A 15,950-nucleotide genomic window follows, 5' to 3' on the forward strand; every position below is an offset into this window, starting at 1 on the left:
CTGCCGGAAGCGCTGCCCGCGTGAGGCTCCGGCGCGAGGGGGACGGCCCGACCGCGCCCGGCGGGGCCGCGGTCGCCGGCCCCGGTGCGGCGCCGGTCGGCGAGGGGGGTGCCCGGCCCGCTCCCCGGGGGCCGGTCGGGCTCGTGCTCGAGGGGCCGTTCGCCGCGGTCTTCTGGGGCAAGATGAGCTCCGCGGTCGCCACGTGGATGCATGCGCTCGTCGCGGTCGTCGTGGTCTACGACGTCTCGGGCTCGGCGACGGTGGTCAGCCTCGTGAGCGCGGCGCAGTTCGCGCCGCAGATCGTGCTCGCGCCCCTGGCCGGCGCGTGGTGCGACCGCGGGCGGATGGACCGGCTCATCCTCCTGGGCCACGTGATGTGCGTGGTCGGTGCGGGCGGGCTGGGCCTCGTGCTGCTCGCCGACCCCGGTGCGGGCCCCACGGTCGTCGCCGTGTCCGCGCTGACGCTCCTCTGCGGCATGGGGCTCGCGATCGCGGGGCCGCCTTTCGCCGCGATCGTGCCCTCCGTGATCCGGCCGGGCGAGCTCAGCGTCGCGATGCCGCTGAGCACCTTCCCCAACACCTTCGGCAGGCTCGCCGGCCCGGCCGCGGGTGCGCTCGCCATCGCGGTGCTGCCGCACCCCGCGTCGTTCGGGGTCTGCGCCGCGATGTACGGCGTCACCGTCGTCGCCATGCTGGTGCCGTCGTTCCCGCAGGCCGCCGTCGCGGCCGGCGCCGTGGCCGGGTCCTCGCTGCGCGCCGGCATGCGCTACGTGGCGGGCCACCGGGGGCTGCGGCTGATGATGCTGGCGACCCTCACACTGGCCTTCGCGTCCGAGCCCTCGATCACCCTCGCGCCGGCGCTGTCCGAGGAGCTCGCGGGGAACGACGACCTGGTCGGCTGGCTCTCGTCGGGCTTCGGGCTCGGCGCGCTGGCAGGGTCGGCGGCGGCGATGGCCGCGCCGCGCCGGGTCAGCGTGCGGGCCCGCGCCACCACCGGGCTGGTGCTGCTCGCCTCCGGGATGGGGACGGTGGGGGTGGTGCACGCCGGAGCCTGGGCCGTCGGCTGCTTCGTGGTCGCGGGTGTCGGCTTCGCGCTGGCGATCGCCGGGTTCAGCACCCTCGTGCAGGCGCACGCCGCCCCGGAGTTCCGCGGCCGCGTCACCGGTCTCTGGCTGATCGCGTTCGTCGGCGCCCGTCCTCTCGCCGCCCTGCTCGTCGGGCTCGCGGCCGACCACGCCGGCACCGAGGTCGCCTTCGCCGGCGCGGGCCTGGTCGTGCTCGCGGCGGTCTGGGGGACCCGCCCGTCCGCGCTGGGTCCGAGGGCCCGACCCATGTGACACCGAGTGACACCGACAGGACCGCCGCACGTGGAGGAGGACCCCCATGGTCGACCTGACCCGCCGCACGGTCACGTGCTTCGACGCCGACGCCCCGTCGCCGTCGGGGATCTGGCACTGGGTGCGGCTCGACCTGCCCGCGCACGTCACCTCGTTGGCCCCGCGGCGCCGCCGGCGGTGACCTCCCCGGGCGCGGCCCACGAGCTGCCCAACGACGCCGGGCTGACCGGCTTCCTCGGTGCGGCACCACCGCCCGGCGTCGTCGGCGCCCGCCTCAGCCTGGAGGCGACGGCTCGGGCCGTGCTCCACGGGACGTGGGAGCGGCAGGGGGGCTGATCCGCAGGCAGGCGCTCAGCGGTCCCAGTCGAAGTACTCGCCGATGCGCGGCACCGCGTCGGAGCAGTACTCGCCGGCCACCAGGCAGGTCAGGGACTTCTGCATCCAGCGGCCGTCCACCCGCACCCAGGTGTCCAGGTAGCGCGCGAACCGGTGCCGGTCCGCGGTCTCCGGGTGGTCGGCGAACCGCTGCCACGAGTAGAGGTAGCAGCGCAGCGTCGCGGTGTCCGGGTCGTCGAAGGTGATCTCGACGTTGGAGACGTGGTGGCTGCTGGCGACCACGGTGCCGAGCCGCTCGGCGTACCAGTGTCGGATGGCCTCGCGCCCCTGGATCGGCTCGCCGCCGGGGCTGTAGGAGGCGGTGAACCCCTCGGTGACGAAGTCGGCGACCATCCGGTCTGGGTCGAGCGCGTCCGCGGCGCGTAGGTAGGCGTGCTTGCGGTCGGTGATCTCGGCCTTGTCGACCAGCTCCCTGACGCGGGCCTCGTAGTCCATGGGGAGCCTTCCTGGGAGTACGCCGGTCAGATGACCTGTTCGGAGCGGAGCTCGAAGATCCGGTCGGCCGAGAACCCTAGCCACTCGCCGTACACGAGCTCGTTGTCCTCGCCGAGCCGGGGGCCGACGCGCCAGACGTCGCTGGGGCGCTGGTGGAGCTTCGGCACCACGGCCTGCATCCGCACCGAGCCGAGGTCCGGGTCGGGGACGCTGACGATGTCCTCGCGCTCGGCGTACGTCTTGTCCTCCATGATGTCCGCCGCGCTGTAGATGCGAGAGGCGACGACCTCCCGGTCGGTCATCAGCCGGAGGCACTCGTCGGCTGGCCGGGCTGCGATCCACTCCCGGAGCAGCGAGTCGAGCCGGTCCTTGCGCTCGTTCTGCTGGGCGGCGGTCTGGTAGTCGTCCAGGGGCTCGCCGAGGAGCTCGGCGATGTTGCGCACCGAGCGGGGCGTCGCGGAGGTGACCGTGATCCAGGTGTCGTCGGCGCTGAGGAAGGTGTTGACCACCGCTCCCGGCGCCACCTCGAGGCTGTTGCCCGCGCGGCCCGGCGCGACGCCGAACTGGTCGTAGAAGATGACCTGCCACTCGATGAGCCGGAACAGCGTCTCGAACAGCGCGAGGTCGACCCATTCGCCCTCGAAGTCCGGGTCGTCGCGGCGGACCAGCGCGGCGGAGACCGCGAACGCGCCCATCAGCGCGGTCGTGGTGTCGGCGTGCGAGAACCCGGTGTGGACAGGAGGTCCGTCCGGGAAGCCGGTCACGTGGACGACGCCGCTGCGGGCCTCGCCGACCTTGCCGAAGCCGGGGGCGTTGTAGTCGCTGGACGTGACGCCGTTGCCGGTGATCTGGAGCATCACCGCGCGCGGGTTGAGGGCGTGCACCGCGTCCCAGTCGAGCCCCCACTTGCGGAGGGTGTCGACGCGGAAGTTGGTGATGACCACGTCGGCCCACTCGACCAGCTCGCGGGCGACCTCCTGGCCCTTGGGGCTCCGCAGGTCGAGGGTGACCGAGCGCTTGTTGCGCGCCGAGACCTTCCACCAGAGGTGGACGCCGTCCTTGGTGGGGCCCTGGTGGCGTCCGGGGTCGCCGTGCTTGGGATCCTCGACGTGCACGACGTCCGCGCCGAGGTCCGCCATCAGCGTCCCCGCCAGCGGACCGGCGATGACGTGGGCGAACTCCACGATCTTGACGCCGTGCAGTGCCGGTAGCTTCTCCATTGGTGCCTCACCGTCCGTAGTGCGACGCCCGTTTCCGGCCGGGCGTCGTGCCGCGGGCTCCCCCGGGGCGCTGGGCCAACATGTGATGAACTGGTACCCTACATTTTATGCGCATGATAGTCAACGAACCGATTCCGGCTGGCTGGTTCGCATGACCACCTCCGCCCTTCTCGGTGACCCTGCGGCCCGCGCGTGGCAGCCGCCGGCGGCCTGGAGCCGGTTGCCGCTGCTGATCGACGGTGCCGCGGTGCAGGGAGAGGGTGCTCCACTCGACGTCACCGACCCCGCCACCGGTGAACCGGTCGCCTCGGTCGCCATGGCGTCGCTCGACCAGCTCGACCGCGCGGTCGACGCGGCCCGCACCGCCTTCGACTCCGGCCCGTGGTCGCGGTTGACCGGTGAGGAGCGCCGCGCGGCGCTGCACCGGCTCGCGGACGTGCTGGACGGGTACGCCGACCAGCTCGCCGACGCGCTGGTCGCGGAGGTCGGCACGCCGGTCGCGATCGCCCGCGCGCTCCAGGTCGACTGGCCCCTCAAGCACCTGCGCTGGTACGCCGACCAGGCCGTCGTGGACCGCACGGAGGACCTCGGCCCGCACCACGAACCGGCGCCCAGCCACAGCATCGTCGCCTACCAGCCCGTCGGGGTCGTCGCGGCGATCTCGGCGTACAACTACCCTCTCGCGCTGGCCATGCACAAGATCGGGCCGGCGCTGGCGGTGGGATGCACGGTGGTGCTCGTCCCCTCGCCGCGGACCCCGCTCGCCACCCTGCTGCTCGCGAAGGCGGTCGCCGAGGCCGGCCTGCCGGCCGGTGCCGTGAACGTCGTCGTCGGCGGCGCGGACGTCGCACGGCGGCTCACCGAGCACCCCGGCGTGGACAAGGTGGCCTTCACCGGGTCGCCGCACGTGGGTACCGAGGTGATGCGCCAGGCGGCCACGCACCTGCGCGGAGTCGTGCTCGAGCTCGGCGGCAAGTCGGCGGCGATCTTCCTGCCGGGCTCCGACATCCGCGAGGTCACGCGGACGACGCACCTCCGGCACCTGCGCAACGGCGGCCAGGCCTGTGCCGCGCCCACCCGGATGCTGGTGCCGCGCGAGAGCTGGGACCAGTTCCTCGAAGCCAGCCGGGAGGCCTACGCCGAGATCCCGGTCGGCGACCCGCGGGACCCCGCCACCGTCGTCGGCCCGATGATCGACGAGGGCCACCGCGCCCGGATCGAGGCCGCCGTCGAGGCGGCCCTCGCCCAGGGCGCGCGGGTCGCGGCCGGCGGCGGGCGCCCCGAGCACGTCGGCGGGGCGTACCTGAACCCGGTGCTGCTGGTCGACGTCGACAACAGCTGGCCGATCGCCCAGGAGGAGCTCTTCGGGCCGGTCGCGGTCGCGATGCCCTACGACACCGTCGACGACGCGGTCGCCCTCGCGAACGACTCGCGCTTCGGGCTGCACGCCTACCTCTTCGGCGACCTCGACACCGCACGGGCGCTGGCCCCGCGGCTGCGGGTCGGATCGGTGACGATCAACGGCGGCGGCGGCTTCCGACCCGACGCTCCCATGGGCGGGTTCGGGATCAGCGGCATCGGTCGCGAGCTCGGTCACTGGGGGATCCACGAGTACCTCGAGCCCCAGCACGTGCAGTGGCGGACCGAGTAGGAGGCCCCCGTGTCCCGCATCCCACCCGCACCCGAGGCGACGTACGCCCCCGTCGTCGGTCATGACGCGCCGCTGCGCAACCAGGTCTACGCGCAGGCGCCGCGGATCGCCGGCCCCTACCTCGAGTTCATGCGCGCGCTGCGTGAACGCACGGTCCTGCCGCGCCGCCTCGTCGAGCTGGTCCGGCTCCGCGTCACCTTCCACAACCAGTGCCGCAGCTGCATGGCGGTGCGGTACGCCGACAGCCTCGAGGACGGCCTGACCGAGGAGCTGGTCTGCTCCCTGGAGAAGCCCGAGGAGGCCCCTGACCTCACGGCGGCGGAAAAGGCGGCGCTCGCGTTCGCCGACCTGATGGCCACCGACCACCTCGCGATCTCCGACGCGACGTTCGCGGAGCTGCGGCGGCACTTCGACGACGAGCAGCTGATGGACCTGTGCTTCCAGGTCGCGACGTTCGTGGGCTACGGCCGGATGGGGTCGGCGCTGGCGATGACCGACGACCTCCCCGAGGAGTACGCCGAGGACGGCGTCCGCCTCGCTCCCTGGCGACAGGCCCCGCACACCGTCGTCTGACGGCTCCCGCACACCGGAGGTGGCTCGTGACGTTCGTCCTCGTCCACGGCGGCGGCTTCGGCTCCCGCACCTGGGACCCGCTGCTGCCCCACCTCCCGGGGCCCGCACTCACGGTGGACCTTCCGGGTCGCGGTCGGCGGGGTGACGTCGACGTTGCCGGCGTGAGTGCCGACGACTGCGCGGCCGCCGTCGTCGAGGACCTGGTCGAGGCGGGGGTCGACGACGCCGTCCTCGTCGGCCACTCGCTTGCCGGCGTGACCGTGCCGCGGGTGCTCGCCCTGGCGCCCGAGCGCGTGCGGGCGGCGGTACTGGTGTCGGCGATCCTGCCCGGCCACGGTGAGAGCGTGATGACCACGATGGACCCGGCCACCCGGGAGGCCGTGCTGACCGCGGTCGAAGCGGGCACCTACAGCCCCGGCTCCGGTGCCGGGCTCGAGATGCTCTGCCACGACCTCGACGAGGAGCAGACCCGGTTCGTCGTCGAGAGCCGGACCGACGACTCGGTCCGGCTCCTCACCGAGCCGATGGACCTCGCCGGCGTGCGGAGCCCCGTGCCGCGGTGGTACGTGCACCTGACCCGCGACCGGCGGGTGCCGCCGGAGCTGCAGGAGCGGTGCCGCGCGCGGTGGGACGGGCGGCGGGTCACCCTGGAGACGGGTCACATGGCGATGGTCGCCGACCCCGAAGGGCTGGCCGGGATCCTCGCAAGGATCGCCCGGGACCCGGACGGGACCGGCGGGCGCTAGCCCTTGCCGGCGGCCACCTGCAGCAGCCGCTCGATGGTCGGTGGCAGCTTCTCCTGATACGGGTCGACATGGCGGCCGGTGCGGTGCCGGTGGAGGTTGTGCGCCATGATCGCCCCCATCCGGAAGGCGCCCAGCCTGAGGAACCACTCCGCGTCCTCGACGGGCCCGCCGGCCGCCTCGCCGTACGCCGCGACCACGTGGTCCACGCCGGGCACGGTCACGTCGTCGCGGGCGATGCCGGGGAAGTGGCTCGCGTCGGCGAAGGTGGCCAGCCAGCCGAGGTCGACGCGCGGGTCGCCGAGCGTCCAGATCTCCCAGTCGACCAGCGCGCGTGGCACGGTGCCCTCCATCAGGAGGTTCCCGAGCCGGAAGTCGCCGTGCACAAGGGCGACGGCACCGGCACCAGGGACCGCCTCGGCGAGCCGCTTCCCGGCCTCCTCGCCGAGCGGGCGGAACTCCTCCTCACCGGCGGCGGCGATCCGGCGGAACTGCGCGAGCTCGTCCGACGGCGTGCGGACCGGCTCGTCGCCCAGCCCGTCGACGGGCACACGGTGCAGGGTCGCCAGCAGCTCGGTCGCGACGTCGAACCGGCGCCGGACCAGGTCGGCGGGCAGGTCGGCCCCGGTCTCGTCGATGACCGGCTCGACGGCCTCGCCGGCGGCGAAGGAGACCAGCGCGAGCGGGGGCTCGGCCTCCTCGGTCGCGATGACCTGGGGGACCGGCACGTGCGCCGCCACCAGCGCCATCGCCCGTGCCTGGCGCAGCACGTCGTGGCGGCCCACCGCCGGACGACCGGCCGCGGCGACCTTGACGACCAGCCGGCCGCCGGACGCGGTGGAGGCGGTGAGCGTGATGCCGGAGTGGCCCCCCGGCATCGGCCGCAGCTCGGTGACCTCGTCGCCGGCGAGTCGGGAGACCCGGTCGCGGAGCTCGGGGGTGATGGCGTCGTCGGCTGCGCTCATGCCAGGTTCCTCGCGTCGCGGTCGGAGATTTGCGTGTGCCGCATTATTATGCGAATAATACATAACATCAAGGCGAACGAAGGAGAGCGGCACCGTGTGGGACTTCGAGACCGACCCTGAGTACCAGGAGAAGCTGGACTGGGCCGACCAGTTCATGCGGAGCCGCGTGGAGCCCCTTCAGTACGTCATCAACCACCCCCTGGACCTGCAGGACCCGGTCCGCCAGGAGCTGATCCCCCCGCTGCAGGAGGAGGTCAAGCGCCAAGGGCTGTGGGCCACCCATCTCGGCCCCGAGCTCGGTGGCCCCGGCTACGGGCAGGTGAAGCTCGGGCTGCTCAACGAGATCCTCGGTCGCTCCGGCCCCGGCCCCACGGTCGGGCCGATCGTCTTCGGCACCGCCGCGCCCGACACGGGCAACGCCGAGATCATCGCCCACTACGGCACCGGGGAGCAGAAGAAGCGCTACCTCCAGCCGCTGCTCGACGGCACGATGTTCAGCGCCTTCTCGATGACCGAGCCGCAGGGTGGCTCGGACCCCAAGACGTTCACAACCCAGGCCGTGCTCGACGGCGACGAGTGGGTCATCAACGGCGAGAAGTGGTTCTCCTCCAACGGCCGCTGGGCCGAGGTGCTCGTGCTGCTCGCGGTGACCGACCCCGACGCGCCCATCCTCGAGCGGATGTCGATGTTCCTCGTGCCCAAGGACACCCCTGGTGTCGAGATCGTCCGCCACGTCGGCGTCCAGGGCTGGGTCGAGGGCGAGGGCGGGGGAGACCATTCCTACATCCGCTACAAGGACGTGCGGATTCCCAAGGACCACCTGCTCGGGGAGGTCGGCGACGGGTTCAAGGTCGCGCAGACGCGGCTCTCCGGTGGCCGGGTGCACCACGCGATGCGGAGCATCGGCCACATGAAGGCCGCCTTCGAGATGATGACCGAGCGTGCGCAGTCCCGGTTCACCCAGGGCGAGAAGCTCGGTGACAAGCAGCTGGTCCAGCAGATGATCGCCGACGCCTGGATGACCATCGAGCAGGCGCGGTTGCTGGTGCTGCAGACCGCCTGGAAGATCGACCGGCTGCAGAACTACCGCGCGGTGCGCAAGGACATCGCCGCCGCCAAGATCGTGACCTCGCGGGCCCTGGTGGACGTCGCGACCAAGGCGCTGCAGATCCACGGGGCGCTCGGGATCACCCACGAGATGCCGTTCGTCTCGATGATCGTCAACGGCATCCACGTCGGCCTCGCCGACGGCCCGAGCGAGATCCACCAGCTCACGATCGCCCGCGACATCCTGCGCGACGTCAAGCCCGCGGAGGGGATCTGGCCCTCCCAGCACATCCCCGCGCTGGTCGAGCAGGCGCGCGAGCTCTACGGCGACACGTTGGCCCGCCATGGGCGCTGACGACCGCGGGCCCGAGCGCCGCGGCCGGGCACAGGGGCGCAAGGCCGACCGGCTCCAAGCGGCGCTCGGCGAGCTGGACCCGACGCTCGCGCGCTGGGCGGACGACCACATCTTCGGCGACGTCTGGGCCGAGGACGCGCTCGGCTTCGACGACCGGATGCTGGTCGCGATCACGGCGCTGGCGACCCTGGGGCGGCGCAACCAGCTGCGCAACTACCTGCACGGCGCGCTGCAGTCCGGGCGGACGCCCGAGGAGCTGCGCGAGGTGATGAAGATGCTCACCGTCTACGCCGGGTTCCCCGTCGCCATCGAGGCGATGCTCGAGCTCGACGCGGCGGTCAAGGCGTCGGGAGCCGGATCGTGACCGCCGACCTCGCAGGCCACGCCCGGGAGCTGGCGGGCTGGCTGCGCGACAACGCCGAGCGGCTGGCGCCCTGGCGCCGTCGCCCGCCGGGCTCGCTGGCGGCCGCGGTCGAGCACGACCGGGGACTGCTCGCCCTGCTGCACGAGGCGGGCTGGTCGCGGTACGGCTGGCCCGAGCAGGCCGGCGGCCTCGGCGGCCCGGTCGCCCTCCGCGCCGTGCTGTACGACGAGCTCGCGGCCGCTGACGTCGAGGTGCCCGAGGCCTACGTGATCCTGGAGACCCTCGGCCCGCTGCTCACCGCCTTCGCGCCCGACCTGGCCGCCACCCACCTGCCGCGGTTCCTCCGGGGCGAAGAGCTGTGGGGCCAGGGGTTCTCCGAGCCCGAGGCCGGCAGCGACCTGGCCGGGCTCCGGACCCGCGCGGAGGCTGCCGGCAACGGCTTCGTGGTCAACGGGCAGAAGATCTGGACGACGCTGGGGCAGTTCGCCTCACACGCAGCGGTCCTGGCCCGCACCGGTGCGCCCGACAGTGCGCACCGTGGGCTCACCATGCTGTGGGTCGACCTGGGGCAGCCGGGCGCCTCCGTGCGGCCGATCCCGGCGTCCAGCGGACGCGACGAGTTCGCCGAGATGTTCTTCGAGGACGCCCGCGTGGACGGCTCCCGGGTCATCGGTGAGGTCGGCGGCGGCTGGGCCGCGGCGATGTACCTCCTCCAGTACGAACGCGGCATGTACGCCTGGCTGCGGCAGGCGATCCTGCACCGCCGGCTGCGGGAGGTCGCCGCCATGGCCCCGGCCGGGGCGTCGCCCTCGTCGCTCGCGGCACTGGGGCGGGCGCAGCGGGTCTGCGCCGGGCTGCGCGCACGGTCCCGGACCACGGTGCTGCGGCTGTCCGCGGGCGAGAACCCGGGCCCCGAGATCTCGGTGGACAAGGTGCTCCTCGGCCAGGCGGAGCAAGCGGTCTTCGACGCCTGGCGCCAGCTCTGCTGGGAGGCCATGGCGGTCGACGACGGCGACCTGTCGTCCACGCTCCGCGAGGAGTGGTTCTACAGCCGCGCGTCGACGATCTTCGGCGGTGCTGCCGACATCCAGCGCGACATCCTCTCCGACCGCGTCCTCCGACTGCCGCGAGGTGCACGATGAACGACCAGGTCGCCGCGTTCGCCGAGCTGACCACCGAGCTGCTGGTGGCGGGGCAGGTCGACGACCTCGTCGCCCAGCTCGCCGACCCCGACCTCGCCGAGGAGTGGGACGACCCCGCGGTGGTCGCCGCCGTCGCCGAGCCCTACGGGCGGGCGGCCGCCGGCGGGCGGCTGCTCGACGTGGCCGTGCTCCGCCGGCCCGACGTCTCGCTGCTCGTGCCGGTGACCGGGCACGACCCCGCCACCGCGGCGCGCCGCTCCACCGGCGGTCTCGAGCTCGACGGCCTCGTCCGGGGGACCGTCGCAGGCACGCTCGCCGTCCTGCTCGACGGGAAGGTCGGGCTCGTCGCCACCGGCACGTTGGACGTCGTCCCGGTGACCGGGCTCGACCCGGCGGCGGAGCTCCGCCGGGTGCGCGGGCGGGTCGCCGAGCCCGACGAGCAGCTCGACGTCGACGCCGCGACGGTGCTGTCCCGTGCGGCACGGTTCCTCGCGCACGAGCTCCTCGGAGCCGGCGGTGCCGCGCTGGACCTCGCGGTCGAGCACGTCCGCTCGCGGCACCAGTTCGGCGTACCTCTCGGCTCCTTCCAGGCGGTCCGTCACCGGCTCGCCGAGGCGCATGTCCAGCTGACCGCGGCCCGCGAACTGCTGGCCGCCATCGGAGCCGACGCCGACCCCGACGTGCACCTGCTGGTGCTCAAGTCGTGGGCGGGAGCCGCGGCCCAGACGGCCGTCGCAGCCGCCCAGCAGGTCTGCGGTGGGATGGGGTTCACCGAGGAGTTCGGGCTCCACCGATCCGTGCGCCGGGCCCACCTCCTCGACGGGCTGCTCGGCGGCTGGGAGGAAGCCGACGTGCTGCTCGGCCGTCTCGCGACAGAAGGCCGTGTCATCCCCGACCGTCAGGTGGTGCTCTCATGAAGGACGTGGTGATCGCTGGAGTGGGGATCCACCCCTTCGGCCGGTTCGAGCACGGCTATCGGGAGATGGGCGAGCTCGCAGCTCGTGGTGCCCTGGCGGACGCCTCCGTCGGCATCCAGGACGTCGACATGGTCTTCGTCGCCAACGTCGGGGCGGAGATGGCCAAGGGCCACAACGTGGTCGACCGGATCGGCCGCACCGGCGTGCCCGTCATCAACGTCGAGGCCGCCTGCGCCTCGAGCGGCTCGGGGCTCTTCATGGCCGCGAAGATGGTCGAGTCCGGCGCCGCCGACGTCGTCCTCTGCCTCGGCGTGGAGAAGGCCCCGAGGGGGTTCATCGCCTCCAGCGGCTTCGACCAGTGGCAGATCGAGAACGGGCTCGGCGTCAACCCGATGTACTTCGCGATCCAAGCCCAGGAGCTGGTCGCCGCCACCGACGCGACCGTCGAGGACCTCGCCGACGTCTCGGTGAAGAACCACCGGCACGCGGTCGACAACCCCCACGCGATGTACCGCCGCGAGGTCACCCGGGAGGAGGTCCTCGCGAGCAAGCCGATCTGCCCCCCGCTCACCCTGCTGATGCTCTGCGCCCCCAACGAGGGCGCCGCGGCCGTCGTGCTGATGAGCCGCAAGGAGGCGGAGCGACGTGGCGTCGCGGCCCCGGTCACCCTCGCCGGCCTCGGCCTGGTCTCGCGTGGCCCCGACGACTGGTTCGTGCCGGCGCCGGCCTACCAGGCGGAACGGACGAGCCTGAGCGCACGCGCCGCGACGGCGGCGCTCGAGGACGCGGGGGTCACCGTCGAGGATGTCGACGTGGTCGAGTGCCAGGACACCGACGCGGCCTCGGAGCTGATCGCCTACTCCGACCTCGGGCTCTGCAAGCCAGGTGACGAAGCGGCGCTGCTCCGCAGCGGGGCCACCGCGCTCGGCGGCCGTATCCCGGTCAACCCCTCGGGTGGGCTGCTCTCCAAGGGCGAGCCGCTCGGGGCCTCCGGGCTCGGCCAGGTGCACGAGCTCGTCCAGCAGGTCCGCGGCCGGTGCGGGAGCCGACAGGTCACGGACGCCCGCGTCGGGCTCGGCCACGTCATGGGCGCGGGCCACAACTCCTGCGTGGTGGTGGTGCACCGATGAGCGACGAGCTGTTCGGACCCGGCGAGCCGGGCGATCCGACGTACCTGAAGGGGTCGGTCTGCCGGGCGTGCGGGCGGGCCGAGTTCCCGCGGCGGGCGGAGTGCCCGGCCTGCGGCGCGGAGTCGGAGCCGGTCGACCTCGAGGGTCCGGCGCGGCTCCGCGTCAGCAGCGCGGTCCTCGCCCAGCCGCCGGGGAGCAAGGTCCAGGCGCCGTACGGCGTGGGGGTCGCCGAGTTCCCGCAGGGGCTCTGCGTCATCGGGCTGCTGGTGGGGGAGCCGGCCGCGGGTGCCACCGTCGAGGTGGTGGTGCACGAGCCTTACCCGGGGGGTCGGATCTTCGCGTTCCGCGAGCCCGGCTTCCTTCCTGCTGTCGCTATTTAGGCTTATAGTATCTATAGATCCGGCGTCGGCCGTCTTCCGGCCGCAGTGCCGACCAGGCATCCGTCGCTCGCCGCCGCGGGCCACCAGAGAGGGCATCATGGGGTTCTTCAACTTCCTCACCGAAGACCAGCAGGCATGGCGGGACAACTGCTTCCGCTTCATGGAGCGCGAGATCACGCGGGAGTACATCCGCGAGCACGACATGGAGCGCGAGTACTACTTCGAGGGGTACGACAAGATCGTCAAGGAGGGCTGGCACTCGCTGCTCATGCCCGAGGAGCTCGGTGGCTCGGCCGCCGGCCCGATGGAGTACGCCGCCATGTGCGAGGCGGGTGGCCGGTACGGCTACGACTTCGTCGCCGCGGTCGTCGGGACGCCGTCGTTCACCGCGCAGAACCTGATCAAGTACGGCAACCAGTACCACCTCGACACGTTCATCAAGCCGTTCGTCGCCGGCGAGCTGCGGTTCTCGATCGGCATCTCCGAGCCCGAGGCCGGCTCCGACGCCGCGTCGACCAAGACCCGCGCCGTCCGCGACGGCGACGAGTACGTCATCTCCGGCGCCAAGCAGTGGATCTCCGGCTCCGGCCTGCCGAACGCCCACATCCTGATGCTGGTGCGCACCGACCCCGACGCCCCGAAGCACAAGGGGCTGTCGACGATCATCGTCCCGGCCGAGGCCGAGGGCGTGACCCTGCGCAAGCTCAAGACCCTCGCGCGCCGCGGCATGGGCACCTACCAGGTGTTCCTCGACCAGGTCCGCGTCCCGGCGGTGAACCTCCTCGGCGAGGAGGGCCAGGGATGGGAGGTCATCGGCGGCAACCTCGAGCTCGAGCGCATCGCCTGCGCCGCGGGCTACACCGGCAACGCCCAGCAGGCCGTGGACGACGCGCTGCTCTACTCGACCCAGCGCGAGCAGTTCGGCCAGCCGATCTACGAGTTCCAGGTGCTCAAGCACATGCTCGCCGACATGCAGACCGAGGTCGACGCGGCGCGGCTACTGACGTACCGGGCCGCGGCGAAGGTGGCCGCCGGCGAGCCGGCGCTGCGCGAGGTCTCGATGGCCAAGCTGTTCGCCTCCGAGACGCTCGCCAGCGTCGCCAAGCGCGGAGTCCAGATCATGGGCGGCCACGGCATGCTCCCCGAGGCGGACATGGAGCGCTACTTCCGTGAGGGCATGCAGTCGCTGGTCGGTGGCGGCACCTCGCAGATCCAGCGATCGATCATCGCCAAGACCATGCGCCAAGAGCTCAAGGGCTGAGGTCGACGTGACCGACACCCGACCTCCAGCGGCGGGCGGCCCGCCCGGGCCCCTCGGCGGGATCCGGGTGCTGGACTTCACCCGACACCTCGCTGGTCCGTACGCCACCACGATCATGGGCGACTTCGGTGCCGACGTGATCAAGATCGAGTCGGTGCCGACGGGCGACCCGGCACGGACGATCCGGATGGCCGACGAGCCGAAGGACCGTGACGGGCAGGCGTTCATCGCCTACAACCACGGCAAGCGCTCGATCGCGGTGGACATGCGCACCGAGGAGGGGCTCGCGCTGGTGCACCGGATGGTCGCCGACGCGGACGTCGTCGTGGAGAACTACCGTCCAGGCGTCGCGCACCAGATCGGCATCGGCTACGAGGAGCTCCGCGCGATCAATCCGCGGATCGTCTACTGCTCGATCTCCGCCTTCGGCCAGGAAGGCCCGTGGGCCGAGCGCCCCGCCACCGACCCGGTCGTGCAGGCGATGAGCGGGCTGATCTCGGTGACCGGTCACCCGGGCGACCCCGTCCGGGTGGGGGTGCCGATGGGCGACATCATGGGCGCGATGACCGGCCTCCAGGGCATCCTCATGGCGCTGCTGGAGCGGGAACGGTCCGGCGAGGGACAGTGGATCGACGTCTCGTTGATGCACGCCCTCGCGTTCACCCACACCACCCGGCTGGCGGAGTACTTCGCCACCGGCAAGGCGCCGGAGGGCCAGGGCACCGCGCACAGCACCGTCGCGCCGTACGAGGTCTTCCCGACCAAGGACCGGCCGGTGATCGCCGGCTCCTGGACCGAGGACACCTGGCCGCGGTTCTGCAAGGCGCTGGGCGTCCCCGCGATGGCGACCGACCCGCGGTTCGCCACCAACCCCGACCGGCTGGCCAACCGGCCGGAGCTGCGGCGGGTGGTCACCGAGATCATGGAGCAGCGCACCGCCGAGGAGTGGGAGCAGGAGTTCGCCCGCGCCGGTGCGCTGTTCGGGCCGGTGCTGACCGTGCCGCAGATGCTGGAGCACCCGCAGATGGAGAAGCGGCCGGCGGTCACCGAGGTGACCTGTTCGGACGATCGGGTGGTCAAGGTCCCCGACTCCAGCTCCGCGATCCGCATGGTGCGGACCTCGGGCGGGGTCGCGCTGCCGCCGCCGCTGCTCAGCGAGCACGCCGTCGAGATCCTCGACGAGCTCGGGCTCGAGGCGGACGAGGTGAAGCGGCTGATCGAGTCGGGCGCGGTCCGGGCGCCGAGACGAGTGGGAGGGGAGCACGTTGGCGTCTGACGCCGTCCTCTACGAGGCGAAGGACCAGGTCGCCACGATCACGATCAACCGCCCGGAGAGCCACAACGCACTGTCGGCCGAGGTGCGCGACGGGCTGCGCTCCTCGTTCCAGCGGTTCGAGGCCGACGACGAGGTGCGGGTGGCCGTGCTCACCGGTGCCGGTGGCAAGGCGTTCTGCGCCGGCGGCGACCTCAAGGAGATGATGGCCAACCGGTCGCAGAACCTGGGGCGCGACTTCGTCGTGATGCCGGGGCGCAACGAGGTCGTGGAGAAGCCCTGGATCGCGGCGGTCAGCGGCCACGCGGTCGGCGGCGGTGTCCTCTACACGATGCTCGCCGACATGGCGATCGCCTCCACCACGGCGAAGTTCAAGATGCCGGAGGCGATGATCAGCCGCGGCGCTCCGTGGTCGGTCGCGCTGGCGCAGCAGCTGCCGAGCAAGGTGTGGTTCGAGATGGCGGTGACCGGCAGGACGGTCGACGCCGAGCGAGCCCTCCAGGTGGGGCTGGTCAACCAGGTCGTCGAGCCCGAGGAGCTGCTCGACACGGCCCTCGAGGTGGCCGGCCGGATCGCCCGGTCGGCGCCGCTGACGGTGCACGCCACCAAGAAGTCCATCCGGGCCGCGGCCGAGATGGGGATGAGCGCGGCCTGGGACGTGGCCGACGAGTACTTCGATCGGGTCTATTCCAGCGAGGACGCGGTCGAGGGGCCGCGCGCCTGGGTGGAGAAGCGCGATCCCGTCTGGAAGGGACGCTGAA

Annotated in this window: 18 protein-coding genes; 15 read left to right on the top strand and 3 right to left on the bottom strand. The window is 72.6% G+C overall.

Annotated features, from left to right (window positions below; all coding sequences use genetic code 11):
• Positions 1 to 20 precede the first annotated feature (20 nt).
• Genes FIP57_RS12625 through FIP57_RS23235 form a run of 3 tightly spaced genes read left to right on the top strand, consistent with a single transcriptional unit; the run spans position 21 to position 1,673 of the window.
• Positions 21 to 1,337 carry an MFS transporter gene (locus FIP57_RS12625; protein ID WP_148573818.1) on the top strand — a complete coding sequence of 439 codons (1,317 nt, stop codon included), beginning with the start codon at positions 21 to 23 and terminating at the stop codon, positions 1,335 to 1,337.
• A 46-nt stretch (positions 1,338 to 1,383) separates the two neighbouring features.
• Entirely contained in the window at positions 1,384 to 1,518 is a 135-nt protein-coding gene (locus FIP57_RS12630; protein WP_238993427.1) for a hypothetical protein, read from the top strand.
• Positions 1,515 to 1,673, top strand: a complete 159-nt coding sequence (locus tag FIP57_RS23235; protein WP_162529792.1) for a hypothetical protein — start codon at positions 1,515 to 1,517, stop codon at positions 1,671 to 1,673. The genes FIP57_RS12630 and FIP57_RS23235 overlap by 4 nt, the downstream gene beginning before the upstream one ends.
• 15 nt (positions 1,674 to 1,688) lie before the next feature.
• Here the strand turns inward: FIP57_RS23235 and FIP57_RS12635 are convergent, their stop codons facing one another.
• Positions 1,689 to 2,168: a nuclear transport factor 2 family protein gene (locus FIP57_RS12635; RefSeq protein ID WP_148573819.1), complete on the bottom strand. Its 480-nt coding sequence runs from the start codon at positions 2,166 to 2,168 to the stop codon at positions 1,689 to 1,691.
• A gap of 26 nt (positions 2,169 to 2,194) precedes the next feature.
• Entirely contained in the window at positions 2,195 to 3,388 is a 1,194-nt protein-coding gene (locus FIP57_RS12640; RefSeq protein WP_148573820.1) for a CaiB/BaiF CoA transferase family protein, read from the bottom strand.
• Between the two features lie 151 nt (positions 3,389 to 3,539).
• On the opposite strand from FIP57_RS12640, the gene FIP57_RS12645 reads away from it, so the two are divergent.
• From FIP57_RS12645 to FIP57_RS12655, 3 genes are read left to right on the top strand one after another with little or no spacing between them, the layout of a single operon-like run.
• The gene (locus tag FIP57_RS12645; protein WP_162529793.1) at positions 3,540 to 5,039 is read left to right on the top strand and encodes an aldehyde dehydrogenase family protein; all 1,500 of its coding nucleotides are present in this window, start codon (positions 3,540 to 3,542) and stop codon (positions 5,037 to 5,039) included.
• Between the two features lie 9 nt (positions 5,040 to 5,048).
• Complete coding sequence (locus FIP57_RS12650; RefSeq protein ID WP_203231196.1) at positions 5,049 to 5,612, top strand: carboxymuconolactone decarboxylase family protein; 564 nt, start codon at positions 5,049 to 5,051, stop codon at positions 5,610 to 5,612.
• 26 nt (positions 5,613 to 5,638) lie between these two features.
• Entirely contained in the window at positions 5,639 to 6,358 is a 720-nt protein-coding gene (locus FIP57_RS12655; protein ID WP_148573822.1) for an alpha/beta fold hydrolase, read from the top strand.
• On the opposite strand, the gene FIP57_RS12660 is transcribed toward FIP57_RS12655, so the two are convergent.
• Complete coding sequence (locus tag FIP57_RS12660) at positions 6,355 to 7,320, bottom strand: phosphotransferase family protein (protein ID WP_162529794.1); 966 nt, start codon at positions 7,318 to 7,320, stop codon at positions 6,355 to 6,357. The two genes, FIP57_RS12655 and FIP57_RS12660, sit on opposite strands and share 4 nt — an antisense overlap.
• 94 nt (positions 7,321 to 7,414) lie before the next feature.
• On the opposite strand from FIP57_RS12660, the gene FIP57_RS12665 reads away from it, so the two are divergent.
• From FIP57_RS12665 to FIP57_RS12705, 9 genes are all read left to right on the top strand, one after another.
• On the top strand, positions 7,415 to 8,722 hold the full coding sequence (locus FIP57_RS12665; protein WP_203231197.1) for an acyl-CoA dehydrogenase family protein: 1,308 nt from the start codon (positions 7,415 to 7,417) through the stop codon (positions 8,720 to 8,722).
• A complete protein-coding gene (locus FIP57_RS12670) occupies positions 8,712 to 9,086 on the top strand; it encodes a carboxymuconolactone decarboxylase family protein (RefSeq protein ID WP_148573824.1) in 375 nt (124 codons plus the stop codon). The genes FIP57_RS12665 and FIP57_RS12670 overlap by 11 nt, the downstream gene beginning before the upstream one ends.
• On the top strand, positions 9,083 to 10,228 hold the full coding sequence (locus tag FIP57_RS12675) for an acyl-CoA dehydrogenase family protein (protein ID WP_203231198.1): 1,146 nt from the start codon (positions 9,083 to 9,085) through the stop codon (positions 10,226 to 10,228). Before FIP57_RS12670 ends, FIP57_RS12675 begins: the two co-directional genes overlap by 4 nt.
• Complete coding sequence (locus tag FIP57_RS12680) at positions 10,225 to 11,145, top strand: acyl-CoA dehydrogenase family protein (protein ID WP_148573826.1); 921 nt, start codon at positions 10,225 to 10,227, stop codon at positions 11,143 to 11,145. The genes FIP57_RS12675 and FIP57_RS12680 overlap by 4 nt, the downstream gene beginning before the upstream one ends.
• Complete coding sequence (locus FIP57_RS12685) at positions 11,142 to 12,275, top strand: thiolase family protein (protein ID WP_148573827.1); 1,134 nt, start codon at positions 11,142 to 11,144, stop codon at positions 12,273 to 12,275. Before FIP57_RS12680 ends, FIP57_RS12685 begins: the two co-directional genes overlap by 4 nt.
• Positions 12,272 to 12,655 carry a Zn-ribbon domain-containing OB-fold protein gene (locus tag FIP57_RS12690; RefSeq protein ID WP_148573828.1) on the top strand — a complete coding sequence of 128 codons (384 nt, stop codon included), beginning with the start codon at positions 12,272 to 12,274 and terminating at the stop codon, positions 12,653 to 12,655. Before FIP57_RS12685 ends, FIP57_RS12690 begins: the two co-directional genes overlap by 4 nt.
• Before the next feature lie 97 nt (positions 12,656 to 12,752).
• Complete coding sequence (locus FIP57_RS12695; RefSeq protein WP_148573829.1) at positions 12,753 to 13,916, top strand: acyl-CoA dehydrogenase family protein; 1,164 nt, start codon at positions 12,753 to 12,755, stop codon at positions 13,914 to 13,916.
• Positions 13,917 to 13,923: 7 nt separating this feature from the next.
• Positions 13,924 to 15,192: a CaiB/BaiF CoA transferase family protein gene (locus tag FIP57_RS12700; RefSeq protein ID WP_162529795.1), complete on the top strand. Its 1,269-nt coding sequence runs from the start codon at positions 13,924 to 13,926 to the stop codon at positions 15,190 to 15,192.
• Positions 15,182 to 15,949, top strand: a complete 768-nt coding sequence (locus FIP57_RS12705) for an enoyl-CoA hydratase/isomerase family protein (protein WP_148573831.1) — start codon at positions 15,182 to 15,184, stop codon at positions 15,947 to 15,949. The genes FIP57_RS12700 and FIP57_RS12705 overlap by 11 nt, the downstream gene beginning before the upstream one ends.
• Position 15,950: the final 1 nt, after the last annotated feature.

It is taken from the genome of Nocardioides caldifontis, from assembly GCF_008087345.1.
Classification (GTDB): Bacteria; Actinomycetota; Actinomycetes; order Propionibacteriales; family Nocardioidaceae; genus Marmoricola_A; species Marmoricola_A caldifontis.